This is a genomic window from Halobacteriovorax vibrionivorans, from assembly GCF_003346865.1.
In the GTDB taxonomy this organism is placed as follows: domain Bacteria; phylum Bdellovibrionota; class Bacteriovoracia; order Bacteriovoracales; family Bacteriovoracaceae; genus Halobacteriovorax_A; species Halobacteriovorax_A vibrionivorans.
The window spans coordinates 366,210-384,585 of the sequence record NZ_QDKL01000003.1; the positions used below are offsets into that span (position 1 = coordinate 366,210).

An 18,376-nucleotide genomic window follows, 5' to 3' on the forward strand; every position below is an offset into this window, starting at 1 on the left:
AAGGACTTATTTTCTTGTCGAAACAATAAATTACCCAACTTACTAGGTCAGAATTGAAAACCTTAATAAAATAAAGAAAATAGATAATTTGTCGATAAGTATAAGGCATTGAATTGACAGGGGAACTAAAGTGAAAAGATTAACAAAGGCCAAAGAAACAAAGAGCTTGAATAAAGAAGGTGAAAATTCTTCTTTAAAAAAAGTTAAGGTTAGCGTACTTGCACTAACTCTTATTCATTCATCTCTACCATTAAGTGCTCAAGCTTTTGTAAAAAAAGATGGAGAGACATGGTCTCAATACACTTCTGGCTCTGGTGCTAAAACAATTATGGGTGCCCTAAACCTTGTCGGTAATATGTCTAAGCAGATGTATAACCAAGGACAACTTTCACAACAAGAAATCCAAGGCCTGCATTCATTCAATAAAGCACAAGCAGATGCACAACAGAAAATGTCTGCTCGTCGTTTTCACCCTGCCTTTAACTGCCCTCTTGCTCCTGAACCAATCCTTGCTCCAAATGGTGCCTGTAGTGTTGGTGGACAAATGAAAATTCCAGAGCAAGCGCTTGAATTTGGACAAAAGATTCTAAATGAATATATGAGCTTTAAAAAGCCTCGCAATGTTCCTCCTTATATCGGGGAACAATGTCTTACAGAGGGTCTAAAGAGTATTGAAGACAATTACCAATCAATGACATCTAAATATGAAGAGATGATTGCTCAATTTGAAGCTCAATTAAATCAAACAATTGAAATTCAAAAGAAGAATAAAATCAAAGTCGATGAATTAAACGCATTACTAAATGGTGGCGGAAATAAAGTAAGTCAGGACTTTAAAAATACTGACTTTAATAAGCTACTACCAGAAAACTGCGTTGATGCATATGATGTTAACAAGATCATCAAAAGCCCTAGAGGTGGTGGACTTGTTGGCCTAAAAGATAAAATGACAAATGATGAAAGAGAAGCAAAAGGATTTAGAGGACACTCTCTTGCTGAATTAAATGCAAAAATAGCAAGTGATAAGAAAAAAGTTATTGCTGCTCTTAAAAACGACGGACTCGGTGCCCTTACACGAAATAGTACTTATAGTGGCCTAAGATTTGGGAAACTATTTAATGATATCGGAAAAGGTAACCTAAGAGCAGACCTTGGAACAAGAGCTGCAAAGATCAATAATCTTATGAGCAAACTTGGTGTAAGTGATGCAGACGTACCAAAGGATCCATTAGACCCAAGCTTTAGTGCAAAAGTAGAACGTCTTGCTGCAAAGAGTACTGCTTCATATCAAGAGAAGTTTGTCTTAGAGTGTATGTCAGGTTCAAATAGAGCTGCATACTCAACTCCACTAGCACAATCACTAAAGAGCTTCGATCACGTAAAGCTAGGTAATAGTGGTGATGCCTTAAGCCGTTTTAAAAGAGTTGCTTCTGATGCATTTAGCTCTCCAACTTCTCTATCAGCACTTGATCGTACAGTTAACTCAATCGAAGATGGAAATATCAGAATTACTGTTACTAATAGTAGCGGTCGTGATGTAACAAAATCAGTTGGTCAATACTACAATGATCTAAAGAATGAATGTACAGCAATCTATAATGGTGACCTAAAGCCAGCTGGTGATGCTGCAAAACTTGAAACATATCGTGCAGAAGTTCAAGAACTAGTAAGTGAAGCTAAGAAACTACAAGAAGATACAAGTAGAAGTATCGCTTCAGGTGGAGAAGGAAGTATTTCTGCTCTTATCGATGAAGCATTATACAATTGTAATGGACGCTCTGTTGAACTAAGTAGCTGTAGTTCTAAAGATACTTATAATACATCAAGCTCAAGTTTCTGTGTAACTCAGGCAGCCTCTTGTTCTGAAAACCTTGCACAATGTAGTGCATTCACAGAGAACTTAGTGCAACAAAAGACACAAGAACTAAAGCAACAAGCTGACCTTTATAATGCACAAATGATGCAACAAGAAGAAAGGGCCAAGGCCCTTGTGACTCAAATGCAGTCACACATGTCAAATGTTGCAGACAAAATGTATAAGGGAATGTTCCCTAACCTAACACCAGCTGCAGCAAAAGCTTTTGGATTATCATCAATGAACGGTCTAACATTTGAAGGTGGACTTACTGCTATTGATGTTCCAAAAAGTGATCAACAAATAGCTGGTATCTTTCTTGAAAAAGATCCAGAAAAGTTTAAGAAAGCATTAATGGATCAGATGGTTGGAAATATTTCTAAAATGAAAGGAAGTCTTGAAAACTGGAAAAAAGAGCAAATGAATCATATTGCTGAACAAAAAGGCACAATTGGACAAAGCTTAAATGATGAGATCACAAAGTGGCAAAACTTTGTTTCAGACTGTAATGGAGCAATTCAAGAAAGAAATAACAAGATGGCCTCACAACTAGAAGAAGCTAGAAAACAAGCTTCAGAAAATGCGCAAGAACAATTGAAGTTTTGTCAAAAACTAAGAGGTCTTCAAGAGCAAGGACCAGGGCCAGGTTGTAACGGTGATCACTCAGCAAAGGATCTCTACTCTGATGCAGTAGAAATTGCTTCTGTTCTTCAAGCACAACAGCCTCAACGAGGACCAGCAAGTATATTAAACCCAGGTAGCAATAGTACACAAATATTTGAACAGATAAATGAATATAGTCGCTTTTGTGATGAAGCAAATTCACAAGGACTACTTTCTGATAATGGAGAGGATGATAGCTCAAATGATCAATTAATTACACTATGTGAAGACAATGGTGGCGATCAAGAGTTAATCACGAACTTAACAGATACACTTATCAAAGGCCTAACAGAGGATGAGAAGAAGTATGAAGATAACTTAAAGGACTACATCCTTGGAGAAGCCGACTTAAGTGAAGATCTGAAGAAAGTGCTAAGGAAAGACAATAGAACAATGGCAAGACAAATTAAGTCATTACAAGAAAGATCTAATGAGTTTAAAGACTCTGAGAATGGATATGGCCGTGGATTCTGTTCAATGATTACTAGCAATAGCGGAAAAACAGCTTATATCTCTAAAGAATGTAAGAAATATGAAGGCGATGAAGATAAGACTGCTTTCCAAAAATGTGAATCAGAAGCAAGAGATCGCTTCAGTGACGATAAACTCGATGCCCTTGGACTTTCATCAGCTGCAAAAGTTATTGCCTCAGTTAATAGTCCAGGACTTCAAGATGCATGGCATAGCATTGGTGAGAAGTATAATGGTACAGCATGTGCGGCCATCAACGGATCACAACTCGGGCAAAAAGGACTTATCCCAGGACTTATGGAGAAGATCAATCGCGATATAGCTTCAGAGGATGGGATGATCCAATAAGGAAAATTAATTAAGGCATAGGAGGCCTAATTGAATATAGCGGTACGTAAGCTTAGAAAAAAACAAAGAGAATTAAAAGCACTCACCTTTTATTTGTGCTTAGGGCTTCTTACAACTTCATGCTTAGTAGATCCCGCTCAAAATCGTACAGGTTCTGGGGGAAAGGCCCTAAAGAATACACAAGATACAGTCTCTGCAGGTTATGGACGAGTACTTGCTGCTAATCCACTGATCTTAAGTGATTATAGTGCTGATGAAGATACAGATCTATCAACTCTTATCACGCGCTCTCCAGTACCAATCACAAATAATCAATATCTAATTAAAGATTGTACCATGGTTGCAAACTGCCTTGAGGTTACAGAAGATACAGGAATTTCTCCTTTCTACAATGAAACAAGTCAATGGGCATTTCCAGTTACATCAACTGAATTTCTACAAATTAATGCTTACTACCACATGTCAAAGATCATGGATACATACCTATCGGACATGCAAAATTACTATAATATCGTTTATCCAAATACTGGATCACGTCCCTTCTCAAGTACAATTCCAAGTGATTCCGATCAGCATAAGTCATTTTGGAAAAGCTTAACAAACTCAAGTTCAAAACTTATTGTAGAAGCGGATTCTTCACTTAAAGATAATGCAAGCTTTAGCCCAAGTAATTTCAAAATAAGGCTAGGTTATCTATCTGGTTATACAAATTTAAAAATGGCACAAGACCCTTCAGTTATCTACCATGAGTTCGGTCATACTGTTGTTGAGCGTCTAATGAACCATCGTAATCGCTCTTACGCAGTAAATAATTGCCTTGGAAATGATGAATACGAAGTATGTAGTGGTGAAAGTCAACTAGGATACTTTGCTCACGATGATGCTTTATCAATCAACGAAGGTCTATCAGATTATTTCTCGTACTTCGTTAATAGTCGTGAACATATGGGAGAATGGGGACTTGGTAAATTTAAAAATGCCTCTCGCCCACTTTCAGAAGATGATAGTCTTCACATTGCAGGAATATCAAGTGATAGTGATTCACGCTTAAGATATCCAGAATACCTAGGATATAATGTATATTCACCTGAAAAAAGAATTGATGATATCCACTTAGATGGACAAATAATCAGTCACTTCTTAGTTGCTCTTACAAAAGAATTTCAAAATAAATGTACTGGCACTCACACACAAGCTAAGAAATTAGTATTCTACACTTTGGCCGAAACACTGGCAGAACTTGGTGACTTAACAGCAAAGGCAAAGGACAGTTTTGTCGACCAGATAAATCTGGATATTAACTATGCACACGAATGGCTTAAATCAGTAAAGCCTGTTAATTTTAGAAACTTCTCTCAGGCATTTGCTAGAAATGTTTTAAAAATGACTATACAAAGCACAAGCCTATGCCCTCTCAATTCATTCTCAAAAGATGATCTTGAGCAATTACTGGACTCTTATGGCCTACTCCTATTTAGAACATATAATACTAATTATAACTTTACAGGTACATCTGGTAACGTAACTGTTAATCAACTTAATAGAAAAAAATCTGAACTAATAAGTAAAAATCTTTTAATAGAAGACACAAGATCGACATATTCGGATATTAGTGTTTTCGATATAAGATCGACGATCTATCAAACAATTAGAAATCAAATGAAGATCGAAGAAGTCACAACAACAGATGCAAGATACAATAATGGTAACGGCCAGGTTTCACCAGGAGAAATCGTTGGAATCTTTGCTAATGTCTTTAATAAGTCCAATTCGATTATGGCAGGAACAAGAGTGCTCGCTTCAGACTGGGCACATATGCAAGATGGCCTTCCATGTACAGATTTAAGTGACAACTTTCCTTCCCTAGCTCAGGGTGGAACAACATGTGACCAATTAACAAAAGATAACTATGATGATTCAGGACGTATCATGCCAGTTTGCATGCTTACATATAATGATGGCTCAAGCACAAAGATTTTAAATCAACATGAATTCTTAAAAAAGATGAAATCAGATATTGGACTACTTGAACAAGATTGTCTTGGACAAGGAGAAGAAAGAACACAAGATGATTTAAATAACTGTTTCGTAAAGGCCATACCAAGTGCTAACACACAGAATATACCATTCATGCTACCTAACTCAAACTGGCAAGAAACAATGCAAGATGAACAAGGACAGCCAATATTCACTGACTCAAATTTAATGTTTTTTGAAATTAACAAAAATATACCAATTGGAACGGAAGTCACATGTCGCCTACGTACGACATTTTCAAATTGTGATGATTGCTATCATGATAGCCAATCTTCATATGACGACTTCAGTGATTTTGAATTTGCAGGTGAGAAACCTTTTAATATTTTAAATATTAATTTTAAGATTGGACAATAGGCCATAAGGGAAATCATGAAAAAAGCATTAGTAATTGGAAGTTTCTTTGTTGCTGGGTTATTCATTATCTCTTCTTATCAAAATGAAGAATCAAATATTGTCACAAAGTCAAAAGTTCAAGCAGATAAAGCTATAACAAAAAACACACATAAGCATCATCATAATAAGAAAGTAAAGTCTCGCTCTATTGCATCTTTGGATACATCACTAAATAAGAAACCGCATAAAGTAGAAACGGAAACACCACAATTTGGACGAATAAAGAAAGAATTAACTGAATCTGATATTGAAGTTATCAACAAGGTTAAGAGCAATATCCCTGCCCTTGCAGATAGTGAATTTGAAATTGTAAAAAGGCTAAGAATCTCTAATAAGTCGATTTATATCGTTAATCAGACATTTAATGGATTACCGCAATCATTTACAGCACTAATTGATAACAAGAGTGGTCGAATTGAAAAGAGCTGGGGCAAAACACGATATGAAATGCCCCAAGCAACAAGACACTACCCAGCAACTACTTACTAACTTGCTTTACCCACTCAGTTGTATGACCGTTTAGGCCAAGCTTACGAGGAGTTTTATGGTAGCCGTGGCTTTCATTTAAAGAATATTGTCTGAAATTATCAATTGAACAATAATGAACAATCTCATCGACATTAAATTCTTTCGCGGCTTCTTCAAAGAAGTCCATTATTCTGTGAGAGTAACCACTCCCACTATGTTGCATTTTGATTGAAGTATTTTTACAAAGCAGTTTGCTATCTTCTTTCTTTACGAAAGCAGCTGCAATGATTTCATCTGATAGCTTTACTGAAAATAATTGCCAACCATCACTCATCTCTTTTTTAATATCATCAAGAGTCCACTTAAAATCTGGACTATCAGAGAATGCTTCAACATTGTAGTCATACACATCTTTTACATTCTTTTGAGATGTTACTGATTCAAATTTGAGATCGCCGACATTAATGGCCTTTACCATGATTCCTTCCTAGTAAAATTTAAATATAAAAATTGATCTTAAAGAGTTGAGATATACGCAGCAAGATCTTTGAAATCTGAGTCTTTCAGATTCTTAATAAATGGTAACATATCTGGGTTCTTTCTTTCACCTGTTTTAAATTGAACAAGTGACGAGTAAATATACCAATCATATTGGCCAGCAATACGTGGAGCCTTCATTGACTTCTTACCTTCACCATTTTCACCGTGACAAGAAACACAACGATTATATAATGTCTTACCATTAGCAGCGCTCTGTGCTTGAACACTATTCATTGAAAAAATACCAAGTGTGATAAGTGCTAGGGCCGTTAACTTCATTCTACTTCCTCTTTTATATACTCAAAAATTTTTAATATTTATTTACCTATAGCTATCTAATATTAACTGTTTATATATTACTGCGCAACCAATTTTATCTTTGTACTCTGATATGAGAAATTCAAATATCTAGCAATACTATCAAATAATACCTCTTTCAATTTATTGGCCTGCGGGCCACGAAGTCCACTAAATATGATTCTATCATCAAGGCAAACTTCATTCTCTTCTATGCTAAATAACTGAATTTCACCAATTTCAAACTGGTCTAAACAAGAATTAGTATTTTCAACAAAATTACTAACAGAATCAATTCTCTGTCTCAGAGAAAGACTTTCCCATTGCCTCATTTCAACCTTATTGCTCATCAATTGAGAATCAAAATAGTCCTTTTGGATGTCCAAGAGAATCATTTCAAACCACTTTTTTAGCTCTAAAACACCATCCCAGGCACTTTTTGTAGGATCATCACGCAAGAAGCTTTCTGCTTCGCGAAAACTCGCCATAAACAGTCCTCGAGGGCCAATTTTACTAATTATATTTAGAGCACTTACCACTAAAGCTTTTTTTGCCTCAGCATTCTCTTGCGTAGACATAAAATGCTCGTCAAAGAATGTTGGTGATAAGTATTGCCCAAATTCACTTCCGGAATAGTTTTCTAAGAGAGAATGGGCCTGGTTAGATATATTCATTTTTATCTTTTTGTTAAAGTATGAGATCTGCAAATTATCAATAATGTTACATTTTGACCACTAGCTAGCGCAGTAATCTTTTATGTTATCATAATCACATGAGTGAAAATTCTAAACGCTTTCATTTAATTGATTTGATTCGCGGCATTGCCGTGATTCTAATGATTATCTTCCACTTCACCTATGACCTGGATATATTCGGATATGTTGATGTCGAGTTCTTTAGGCCTGGTTTCTGGTATTACCTACCAAGACTTATTGTTACTTTATTTATGTTTTCAGTAGGTGTCTCCATCTGTATGGCCCACCCCGGAAAAATACACATGAGATCCTATAATATCCGCCTTGCAAAAATTGGAATTGCGGCCTTAATCATAAGTATCTCAACTTACTTCATGTTTCCTAAGAATTGGATATACTTTGGAACTCTCCACTGCATATTCTTTGCGACTATTTTGATCACGCCACTACGCAATAGGCCATGGCTTAGTGCAACCCTTGCCGTCATAATCCTTATCCTTGAACAAACAAAGTATGCAATTCCTTTTCCACAAATGGATCATGCATCTCTAGATTATATTGCAATATTTCCATGGGTGGCCGTTTCACTACTTGGTATCACCTTTTTTCATCTCGGCCTACACCGTATTAACTACCCTCAACTTTATCCATTGAGAAAAATACAATTTCTTGGAAAGCATTCATTCCTTATTTACGTTACGCATCAAGTGATACTTTACTCAATTGTATATGTCGTATACCAGTTCACAAAATGGATCTCTCAATTGTAAGTTCTTTGTAAATTAAGCAAAATAAATGGCCTGACTTCAGGGAAAATGCTATTCAAAGTAGCAAAGAAGGAAAGGCCAAGTATCAATGATTACAGAAAAATTAACGAATAAGATAAATTATAAGTATCTTGAGCGCACAATCGGCTCAATGAAGTTTGCAGTTATTATTATCGCTTTATTTTCATTAGCAATGACTGTGGGAACATTTGTTGAAAGCTATTACGGAACTGACTTTGTAGGGCGCCTGATCTATAAGACTTGGTGGTTCATGGCCATCCAATTCTTCATGTGTCTGAGTATCCTATTTGCGGCCTTTGTAAGACTCCCTCCTAAAAAGCGTCTCTATGGATTTTATACAATTCACACAGGTCTAATCGTAATTGGAATAGGCTCATTCGTTACATATATCGCTGGTATTGACGGGACGATTCACCTTCGTCCAATGACTCCATCAAGACAAGTTGTTTTAAATGAAGATGTAATCGAGATCACACGCCCTGATGAAAATACAAGGGCCGTTCTTCCTCTTCCATATACAGCATTTGATAAGAATATTGATGTCAAATATAAAGACGTTGAGATTGGACGTTATATGCCATTTGCTGAAAAACAAATGGAATGGCTACCAGCTCTTGATGAATCTGAAAATAGTGAGAATACTCATTCTTCAAGTTACATTATTTCAAACGATAACGTTGCTCAAGACTTCACACTAAGCCTTCATCCAGAAGCATATGACTTTGAAGCATCTCTATCAATGGGATTATTAAATATCACTTACCTACCAAAAACATTGGCACCATGTATTAGCCGCCCAGGAGATAGCGGATTAATACTTTGGGATTCAAGAAATTCAAAATGTTTCACGGCCGAAGATAAGAATATAAAAGTAGAAAAAACAAGCTCTGATAAAAGATTCTTCGTTATTAAAGATGAAGGCAATGTATATTCATTTCTACCTGATTTAAGCCCATGGGCCCTCGACAGTAATTTAAAACCAGTCATGAATGCACCAATTCGTGTTTTTTCAATGAATTTATTTAAAGAAAAACCGAACCTCTTCCTATTTGGCCGCCAGGCTTCATTCTGGGACAAGTACGAAGAAAAATGGGTTAGCCAAGAATTCGATAACAATGGTGAGATGACTCTACCTTGGATGGGCTTCACATTAAAACTAATACGCCATGAAGATAATCTTGTACCGACAATGGTACCTCACTCGACATTACCAATTCAGCAAAATGGTTCTCTTGTAAAAGGTGCCACTAGAGCGGCCAGAGTAAAAGTTAGAGACAAAGAGTACTGGCTAACTGATGATAAGCCCGTAACAGTTCTAATTGATGGTGTTAAAACAAATATCTTTTTAACAAAGCGATCATTTATGCTTCCATTTGAGTTTACGTTAACTCGTTTCAAAATGGATAAAGACCCAGGGACGAATCGTCCTGCAAGTTATGAGAGTTTTGTAAACCTATTCACAAACGGAAATACTACCCCATATCATGTCTATATGAATAATCCATTAAAATATGATGGATTCACATTCTACCAAGCTTCATATTCACAAGATCCACAAACTGGTCAATATAGTTCAACTCTTTCAGTGAACTTAGACCAAGGACGTTGGATTAAGTATCTTGGTTCACTTCTTCTTGTTTTTGGTTGCTCTTGGCATTATTACCTAAATTATAGGCCAAAGAAGAAGAATAAGGACCTACTTGGACTTGATGAAGAAACAGGAGACCTAAATGCTTAAACTACTACTAAGCTTTTTTGTACTAACAAACGTTTATGCAAATGTTAATTTTTGCCAAAGTGAACTTGAAAAAATGCCAATTAGGCAGGACGGAAGAGTTAAGCCTTTAACGGTTCATGCTAAAGAAGTTATTGATCACTTAACGGGCAAGAAGAAAGCTAAAGGATACACAAGTGTAGAAACTTTCTGTCATTTAAGTGCGAAAGCATTTGGACTTGAAGTACCATTTAAGCTTAAAACAAAAATTGAGCATAAAGACACGAAAAAACTTTTAGATAGCGATGGAGAGATGGGATTTGATGAACTCATCACTCATAGCACGACAATTAGAATGGCATACCAAAAAGAAAAGGTAGAGTCAGGTTATAAGAAAGAGCTAAACAAGTTATTAAACAAAATTGGCCTCTACAATGACATTGTCGGGGGAACAAATTGGCAACTCCCAGTGAAAGTAGGAGCAGAAATAAATTGGACACCTCTTACTGACTTTCTAACGAAGGAAAAGATTGATGCCATAGCACAAACTTCTAGTACGCCATTTAAAGACGCATTTGCTCAAGCAAAGAAAGACTATGTGAACCTAAAAGGTGACAAGTACATGGTTGAGTATACTTTTGATAAAATGCAGTTAACAAAGATTGCATTTGCTTTAACACTTATTGCTCTTGCGGCACTCGTTTTATTTAAAAAGTTTGGCGTGGCCTTAAGTCTTGCTGCTGTAACTATTATTGTTCAAACAATTTACTTAAGTCTAAGAGTTTATATTTCTGGACGTGCACCAATTACTAATATGTACGAAACAGTTATCTTCTCGGGCTATGGTGGGCTACTTCTTTCAATGATCATCGGGCACCTTAAAAAAGAAAAAACATATTTATATATGGGGCTTGCTTATAATCTATGTACACTTATGATGATCACATTTGCGACGAATATGGTTTCACCGTCGATTAGCCCACTTGTACCAGTACTAAGAGACAATTTCTGGTTAAGTACACACGTTACAACTATTATTATGTCTTACGGGGCACTAGCATTAAGTTGGATTTTGGCCAATACAATTCTATTTAGAAAGGCCTTTGGCGAGTTCTCTTCAAAAGATGAAACTTATTACAATGACTTAATTTACACAACACTTAAGTATGGTGTGATTATGTTAGCAGCAGGAATTATTCTCGGTGGTGTATGGGCCGATTATTCTTGGGGACGTTTTTGGGGCTGGGACCCTAAGGAGACATGGTCACTAATCGTTCTGTGTATTTATATGGCAATACTTCATGGAAAATACACAAACTGGATTAATAATAATCGCTTTGGAACTCTCGTAGCTGGAGCGTTTATGAGTGTTATGATGGCGTGGTTTGGAGTTAACTATATCCTAGCAACAGGCCTTCATTCATATGGATTCTCTCAAGGAGGAGCTTACTTCCTTGGAACATTCTTTACAATTCAGACATTAATTTTAATTTTTACTAATATAAAGATTCACTCGAATAAATCAGCATAAGAAAAGGCCCACAAAGTGGGCCTTTATTTTTTATAAACTAGATGAAAATGGATTGATGTATTGAGACTTTAATTCTTCTTTCATAAATGCATTATCATTCATTTCAAAGTAACCAACTAAAGCACCTTCAGTGATTTGTTGAGTCTTATAGTAAGACTTAATAAATGCATCCACATTATCCTTAATAATGGCCGGTAATGGAACAAAGCTAAGCCCAAGTCCAGCAAGCGTTAGAACAGCTCTAAGTCTTTTCACACGCCCAGGTCTATCATATGAGTAAGCAACAGCTGGAGACCTATCAAAAGTATGATTTCCATCGAATAGATTCACAATTACACGCTCACCATCAAGAGTTACTTCTTGGAAGCTGTAATTTAATCTCTCACCTACTTCTGAGTATTTTGAATTATATTGTCTGAAACGGTTTGTTGCCATTCTGAACTGTGAATAAAAGTTTGAAGTACCATATCTTGGCCAGTTAAGCTTAGCACTACTTGATTCCCAAAATGCGATCCAATCGATTCGAGACTCATAAATTGAAGAATAAATCAGATCAACTTCTTCCTTAGTTAGTCCTAGCGCACTTGCATCAGCAAATTCTAAGTAATGAAGCATTAAGTTTTGATGGTAGTGTCTTCTTGTACGAAAAAGCTTTTCTGCTTCAGTAATTACATAAAAAGCAGTATTAAGCGCAGGAACACTAGATAGTCTCTTTCTCGCTTGATTTAAGGCCCATGAAACAACTTTATAAGTTACATTCTTACGATAGAAGAATGTAGAATTATCTGGCTTAGCAATAATTGTTGGATCAATGTAATAAAATGCATCCTTAAGCTTTGCTTGGAATTCTTCCATTAATTCTTTAAATTTTGGGTTTGCAAAAATTTCTTGAAAATTGATTCCTTCAAATGCTCTCATTGAGCGTACAACTCTCTTTACATTCTTTTGAGTTTGAAAATCATTTCCTAGAAAACCATTACCTGTTACAAATAGTCCTTCGACTTCTGCTTCATAATTTCCAGTAAGACCAGATTGTGCCATTAAGGCCTGTTCGTTAAGAATAGAGTTCTTAACGTAATCAATATAGTCTTGAAAACGAAATTTTTTGCGTATCGAAAGATCCCTTACGGCAACGATCTTACCTTGGTCATCTCTTTCAAATGAAAATCTGTCATGAAACTTTTGCAGATTTGCTGCTAGAACATTACTAGATAAAAATAGCATCAATGCTAATATTAGATTTCTCATTATCTTCCTCCATGAAAATATCCTTTTATTTTAAAGGCACTCGGAAAATAAATCATAAGATGTAAGAAAAGAAGAGAATGTTTCTAAATTAGTATAGTAATAAGGAAGGTTTTATTTTTTACTGGCAGTATCTTCAAGGCTTTGCATAAGTTTTTCATCTTCTGTTAGCTCTTTTTCTTTTGTTTCTTGAGCAGATGATTTCTCCCCATCTGATTCGCTATCGGCAGATGCTGCCGCCTCAGCTTCTAAGCGGGCCCTCTCTTTCTCTTCAATAAATCGCTTATTTGCCTCTTGTTGCTCTTGAGCTTCTTTTTCTCTTTCGTCTTTTTTGTGTTGAGTATAAACATCATTTACAAATTGACGAAGACGCATTTTTTCTTTTTCACCAATTGCATGAATTAACCCATGATACTTATAGGTATCACCTTCTTTAACGCTCAGTTTTCCTTCTTGAGGGACAATCTTAACGGCGAAGTTAAAAGGATGAGTTAAATAATAATTTCCATATCCAATTTCTTCTTTAGTAGTAAAAAAACAAGTGGATTCTGATATCTCTACCAGACTCGCATCACGAATAATAAGCGCATGGCTCATTTCATCTTTTTTACTAACAAAGTATTTTGGTGGATCAAAGTATGTCTTATTAACTTTTGCATACTTCATAGGATCTTTCTTTCTTAATGCCGCAATTTTAGCATTAATATCTTGCTCTTCTTTTTGAAGTCTTTTCTCTTCTAATTGATGAATCATTTGCGCCAAGACGTTCATACCAATTTTATTCGGGTTTACTAGAGCATATTGATATGAGTACTTATCTTGAAATGATTTAGATGTATATTTTGTACAATTTAGAATAATTAAATAAGGAGCATCAGCACCAAAACTTTTTAGCCTTGTAATTAATTCTGAAAAGATAGCATCTTGTTTTCTCTGGAAAGCTTCAAGCTTTTTAGCGGACTCAGAAAGACCTTCGACATCAACAGTCTTACCAGGCTCGTCTAAACTAAGAGGGTTGCTATTTTTCTTTTTATCGTCTTCATCTTCTGTATCGACAAATGTATCTTCATTAAAAGTTGGAAAAGAGTAAACGATAATATCAGGCATTATACGCGTTATATTTTTAAATTCAGAATCAAACTTTTCATTTATTCTAAATACAAAATCATAAGTATCTGGATGCTTCTTATTGTCTTCAAAATAACTCATATCAGGATCAACCATAAGAAGCTTGGTTCTTTTTCTTGATCCATAAGAGGCATTTTCATTTACCCATTTCTTTAGGCTCTTACCAAGTTTTAATTTCTTATTGAGTTCATCTTCACTAAGATCTTCGACATTTAAGCTGAAGCTTCCATCTTCTTTCTTTGCTGGATCGACATATAAATACTCTAGATCAAGCCAGTATCTAGAACCATAGTAGATATCTTCACTACCAGATTTTAAAACAGAAAAATACTTCGTTGCCATATGATCTGAAGGTAGATGATGTTCCACTTCGATGAGCTTTCCGGATTCAATCTTATTTGCCGTTTCAACGTGCATTGAACTAAGGCCATAATAACCAACTCGAGCAATTTCTTTCAATTTAATTGGAGCAGGCTTTTCCAAGGCACCCATGGCAAACTCTTCAGACTCTGCTATTTCTGGAAATTTAAACATAAAAGGGTGATACACAATATCGTGAGTTTCAACACCTTTAACAAAAACAAAATCAAGATGATCTGATATGAGATTCATAACTTCTTTAACATTAGTTACGAGAGCAACAACTGGAACCATTGAAAAGAAATTGATTTTCTTTAAGAGCCTAGCAAGATCTATACTTGCCTTGTCATTTTCCTTGATATCAATATAGACAACATTTGGAGCAAATTTGAAAAGTTCATAAATTGAGTGATTAACATTACTTTCATCGACTTTTAGATCGATAAAATCAAATTGCTCTTTGTGGTAAGTATTGATAAATCGCTTCTTTAGGTCATCCCAGTAACCTAAATCATGGCCAAAGTAAGCGATTTTTTTAGACATTTATAACTCCAACAAAGACTTATTTAGTCTATTTTAGCATAAATTCATTTATCTATGTTAAATATTTGAAATTGTTGAAAGTTAAATTACCTACACTTCAAAGTCGTCATAATCCTGACCATAATACTCGTCAAATTCCTTAGTAAAGAACCTACGAACAAAGTATTGGCCAACACGAATTGTTGAAATAAAGCCAAAATTTTCCAGCTTCAATATTGACTGGTGAATTTCATCAAGTGAAATATTTAGCTTTTCAACAACCTCAGACATAGACATAAGTTGTGAGATACCATGAAGACGATATGGATTAGTCTTTGACCAAACCTTGCGGTACAGGTACATGAGGATCACAATCTCAACTCGTGATAAACGGTAATTTACAAGAATATCGTCAAAGAAAACTTCTGGAATATCAGAAAACGTAGGAACAGGAAACGAATTCGCATCAAGCTTCGTCTCATTTACATCTCGATTCTTATGAGTTGCAATAATTGAATGAATGTCAACCATATTACCCCCACCGAAGTATTTTCCTTCTTCTATTATCTCATATATTAAGATTGAAAATCTAGTGGTATCTTATTTAGGCAAAAAGTGCCGAAGCCTTAGACGAATAGCTCTTAAATGTACTAATTCGTTCATCTTTTGACCTGGCAGAATCTAAGCTCTTATCTAGTTCAACTTTTAAGTCATAATACTTAAAACGATCATCCACTTTAATTTTAGAAAGGGCCTCTAAGAATTCTAGAGCATCCTTTTCTAAGATTGCTTTCTTTAAGCGGCAGAGATTTGCATAACGAGATCTTTTCATAGAAAGAAACTTAAATGGCCCTTCTTCTACTATGCCTAGGTCAAAAAGCAGAACCTCTTCATAAGAGTTTGTCTCTGATAGCAACGATTGATTTTTAAAGTCTTTAATTGGCACAAGCTCACTAACAAGAGCGATATTGTAAGTAGAAACAACTTTGACGAGATTATCGACAAAAGTCGCTGATGACTTACACTTTCTTATCTCATACTGAAAATAATATTGCGTAAGTTTTGATAGATTAAAGCGTTTATATGAATCACTTAACTGTAATTTAAAACCAGTGTTTACACTGAAACGAATTGCACGAAGAAGCCTTACTGGATCTTTAAAGAAATCATCATTTATATGTGAACATACCTTATTTGAAATTTCATCAAGGCCATTATATGGATCCACAATCGTTGCGCTTAATTCCTCTTTTAAATTAAACTCTAGTCCAATAGCATTGATACGAAGGTCGCGTCTTTTAAAAGATTCAAGATAACTTAGTGTTGAATCAAAATGAGGTGTAAAATTCTTATGAGATAGTCCTCCATCAAACTCTTCAATTCGAGGTGAAGACAATTCAATTTCATATTCAGGAAGTTGTATTCTAATGACACCCATGCCGATATACTCGGCCGAAGGAAAGCTAGATTTCAAGAAATCAATCCACTCCTCACCTTGCATATTATTAATATGTCTTATTTCAAAATCAAAATCGAGACTCTCCTTACCAATGGCCCAGTCTCTAACAAAACCACCTACTAAGCAGAAGCGAAAACCTTTGCGATAATTCTCTTTAATGAACTCTCTTATTGATGCTGGAATATTATTAACATCAAATTCTTTCATGATTAAAGAAATGGATTCTGTTCTTTTGTTAGCATCTCTATTGTCTTTCTGATTCTAACAAGATCCGTAGCATCCTTGTGATATACAATATAGAAACGGTCATGGGACACTTCAAAGGCCTTACCCAATGTTTCGATATCATCTTTATAATGCCAACGCTTTAGAACGTGATTTGGAACCACAGCAACTCCTAGTCCATTTTTTACGGCCTGGAGCATATTTCCATGTGAGTTAACAGAAAAACGAGTATTTACTTTCTTAGGCTTTTTTCCATACTTAGCAAGACACCAATTTTGATAGAGCTTATCACCTTGTTCAAATAATACAGTAGGCATTCTAGTAAGCTCTTCTAGTGACGTGTTCTTTGTAATATTAAAAGGATTTCCCTTTGGAAAAACTAGAGTTACTGCCTCTTCACTTAGAAGAAGTTTTTCACCAGACTTCGGTACGGCCCCTTCAGGAAGTACTAGGAAGTCGATCTTATTTTCTTCAAAACTTCTAATTAAGTCTTCTTGGAATCCAAGAGAAATATGAATTGAAAGTCCATCTTCTTTAAGTGCAAAGTTCAGTAATTCTTGCGCAAGCCAAGACTTACCAACACCTGTTAAGGTACCAATGCGAATACGTCCTTTCATTTCGTCTTTATTATCTTTAATTTCAGTTAAGGCCTCATCCATTTCACCCAGAAAGTTTTGAGCAAGCTCATAGAGTCTCTCCCCTTCTTGAGTAAGAACGACTTTCTTACCTGTTCTTTTAAATGCCTTCACACCAATTTTATTCTCTAAATTCTTAACAGATTGAGAAATTGCTGATTGCGTTACATTCAAGTCCTCTGCTGCGCGAGAAAAGCTTTCAGCACGAGCTACGGCCACTAAAGTTTGTAATTGACTAGTTTCAAGCATAATTTAACCTTATCTTAAGTATAAGTTGAAGCTTATACCAAAACACGAGTTTTGTAAACAAAATCTCTGTCTCTATAATGTAAATATCTAATAATTGAAAGTTACACCGATTGCGTGATTGGTAATTACAGGTGTAATGAGATTCATGAAGGATATTTGAAAGTCCCTCGACTTGTAAAGACTTATATTGGCCTCTACTCCTGCAATAGGAACAAAGTAGAACGAGCCAATTCTTGAAAAGTAGGCACCTTCACTAAAATCAAAACCATCTTCATCAAAGTGATAGAAACCGACAGTAGCATTAAATTCAAGATAACGATTGCGATAGAGATTATAACTTTGTGTCACTCCCCAAATAGGCTCACAATACGAATTCTCACCTACAAGTAGTCCAGTGGACCAGTCATAGTCATAATTGATTCGTAGTGAATGGAGCTCATTATAAATAACGCCGCTGCCTTGAGATAACTCATTACACAGAGGCCTTGCATTAGCACCTGTTGGACGCTGGATATGAGGTGTGATGCCACCAAATATGTAGGTCATATCTAAGGCGCTAGCATTTAGGCTTGCAAGAATGAGTGTAACGATAAGTTTCTTCACACTTCTATAATTGCAATCTAAGTGCCAGAAATTTAACGGATTTATAACTAGATAGGTAGTCTAAATTCTGGCCACTGTTCAATAACTATACGACAGATTTCACATTGCGCCTGAGACAACAAAGCCGGGCGTGAACCCGACTTGTTG

15 protein-coding genes are annotated in these 18,376 nt (G+C 35.6%); 6 read left to right on the forward strand and 9 right to left on the reverse strand.

The annotated features are described in order from the left end of the window. The first annotated feature begins 130 nt into the window (after nucleotides 1–130). Genes DAY19_RS12480 through DAY19_RS12490 form a run of 3 tightly spaced genes read left to right on the forward strand, consistent with a single transcriptional unit; the run spans nucleotide 131 to nucleotide 6,259 of the window. Nucleotides 131–3,337, forward strand: a complete 3,207-nt coding sequence (locus DAY19_RS12480) for a hypothetical protein (RefSeq protein WP_115362944.1) — start codon at nucleotides 131–133, stop codon at nucleotides 3,335–3,337. 30 nt (nucleotides 3,338–3,367) lie between these two features. Continuing rightward, nucleotides 3,368–5,731, forward strand: coding sequence for a gluzincin family metallopeptidase (locus DAY19_RS12485; protein ID WP_115362946.1), 2,364 nt, complete (start codon nucleotides 3,368–3,370; stop codon nucleotides 5,729–5,731). Nucleotides 5,732–5,746: 15 nt separating this feature from the next. Then, on the forward strand, nucleotides 5,747–6,259 hold the full coding sequence (locus DAY19_RS12490) for a hypothetical protein (protein ID WP_115362948.1): 513 nt from the start codon (nucleotides 5,747–5,749) through the stop codon (nucleotides 6,257–6,259). Here the strand turns inward: DAY19_RS12490 and DAY19_RS12495 are convergent. The 3 genes from DAY19_RS12495 to DAY19_RS12505 all read right to left on the reverse strand — a co-directional run bounded on the left by DAY19_RS12495 (nucleotide 6,249) and on the right by DAY19_RS12505 (nucleotide 7,749). Further along, nucleotides 6,249–6,716, reverse strand: a complete 468-nt coding sequence (locus tag DAY19_RS12495) for a hypothetical protein (protein ID WP_115362950.1) — start codon at nucleotides 6,714–6,716, stop codon at nucleotides 6,249–6,251. The genes DAY19_RS12490 and DAY19_RS12495 overlap by 11 nt on opposite strands. 38 nt (nucleotides 6,717–6,754) lie before the next feature. Further along, a complete protein-coding gene (locus DAY19_RS12500) occupies nucleotides 6,755–7,057 on the reverse strand; it encodes a c-type cytochrome (RefSeq protein WP_115362952.1) in 303 nt (100 codons plus the stop codon). A gap of 77 nt (nucleotides 7,058–7,134) precedes the next feature. Then, nucleotides 7,135–7,749 (reverse strand): hypothetical protein, encoded by a 615-nt coding sequence (locus tag DAY19_RS12505; protein ID WP_115362954.1) that lies wholly within the window; start codon nucleotides 7,747–7,749, stop codon nucleotides 7,135–7,137. A 98-nt stretch (nucleotides 7,750–7,847) separates the two neighbouring features. Between DAY19_RS12505 and DAY19_RS12510 the strand changes: the two genes are divergently transcribed. The 3 genes from DAY19_RS12510 (at nucleotide 7,848) to DAY19_RS12520 (ending at nucleotide 11,803) form a co-directional block, all read left to right on the forward strand. Next, a complete protein-coding gene (locus tag DAY19_RS12510; protein WP_115362956.1) occupies nucleotides 7,848–8,540 on the forward strand; it encodes a heparan-alpha-glucosaminide N-acetyltransferase in 693 nt (230 codons plus the stop codon). Between the two features lie 85 nt (nucleotides 8,541–8,625). Next, nucleotides 8,626–10,296, forward strand: a complete 1,671-nt coding sequence (locus tag DAY19_RS12515) for a cytochrome c biogenesis protein ResB (protein WP_115362958.1) — start codon at nucleotides 8,626–8,628, stop codon at nucleotides 10,294–10,296. Further along, complete coding sequence (locus DAY19_RS12520) at nucleotides 10,289–11,803, forward strand: cytochrome c biogenesis protein (RefSeq protein WP_115362960.1); 1,515 nt, start codon at nucleotides 10,289–10,291, stop codon at nucleotides 11,801–11,803. Before DAY19_RS12515 ends, DAY19_RS12520 begins: the two co-directional genes overlap by 8 nt. Before the next feature lie 30 nt (nucleotides 11,804–11,833). On the opposite strand, the gene DAY19_RS12525 is transcribed toward DAY19_RS12520, so the two are convergent. The 6 genes from DAY19_RS12525 to DAY19_RS12550 all read right to left on the reverse strand — a co-directional run bounded on the left by DAY19_RS12525 (nucleotide 11,834) and on the right by DAY19_RS12550 (nucleotide 18,229). Further along, a complete protein-coding gene (locus DAY19_RS12525; RefSeq protein ID WP_115362962.1) occupies nucleotides 11,834–13,051 on the reverse strand; it encodes a hypothetical protein in 1,218 nt (405 codons plus the stop codon). A 111-nt stretch (nucleotides 13,052–13,162) separates the two neighbouring features. Continuing rightward, complete coding sequence (locus tag DAY19_RS12530; protein ID WP_115362964.1) at nucleotides 13,163–15,079, reverse strand: hypothetical protein; 1,917 nt, start codon at nucleotides 15,077–15,079, stop codon at nucleotides 13,163–13,165. Between the two features lie 90 nt (nucleotides 15,080–15,169). Then, nucleotides 15,170–15,589: a hypothetical protein gene (locus DAY19_RS12535; protein WP_115362965.1), complete on the reverse strand. Its 420-nt coding sequence runs from the start codon at nucleotides 15,587–15,589 to the stop codon at nucleotides 15,170–15,172. A 73-nt stretch (nucleotides 15,590–15,662) separates the two neighbouring features. Next, nucleotides 15,663–16,724 carry a tRNA nucleotidyltransferase/poly(A) polymerase family protein gene (locus DAY19_RS12540; protein WP_115362967.1) on the reverse strand — a complete coding sequence of 354 codons (1,062 nt, stop codon included), beginning with the start codon at nucleotides 16,722–16,724 and terminating at the stop codon, nucleotides 15,663–15,665. Nucleotides 16,725–16,726: 2 nt separating this feature from the next. After that, the gene (locus tag DAY19_RS12545) at nucleotides 16,727–17,626 is read right to left on the reverse strand and encodes a LysR family transcriptional regulator (RefSeq protein ID WP_115362969.1); all 900 of its coding nucleotides are present in this window, start codon (nucleotides 17,624–17,626) and stop codon (nucleotides 16,727–16,729) included. Nucleotides 17,627–17,713: 87 nt separating this feature from the next. Next, nucleotides 17,714–18,229, reverse strand: a complete 516-nt coding sequence (locus DAY19_RS12550; RefSeq protein ID WP_115362971.1) for a hypothetical protein — start codon at nucleotides 18,227–18,229, stop codon at nucleotides 17,714–17,716. Between the last annotated feature and the right edge of the window lie 147 nt (nucleotides 18,230–18,376).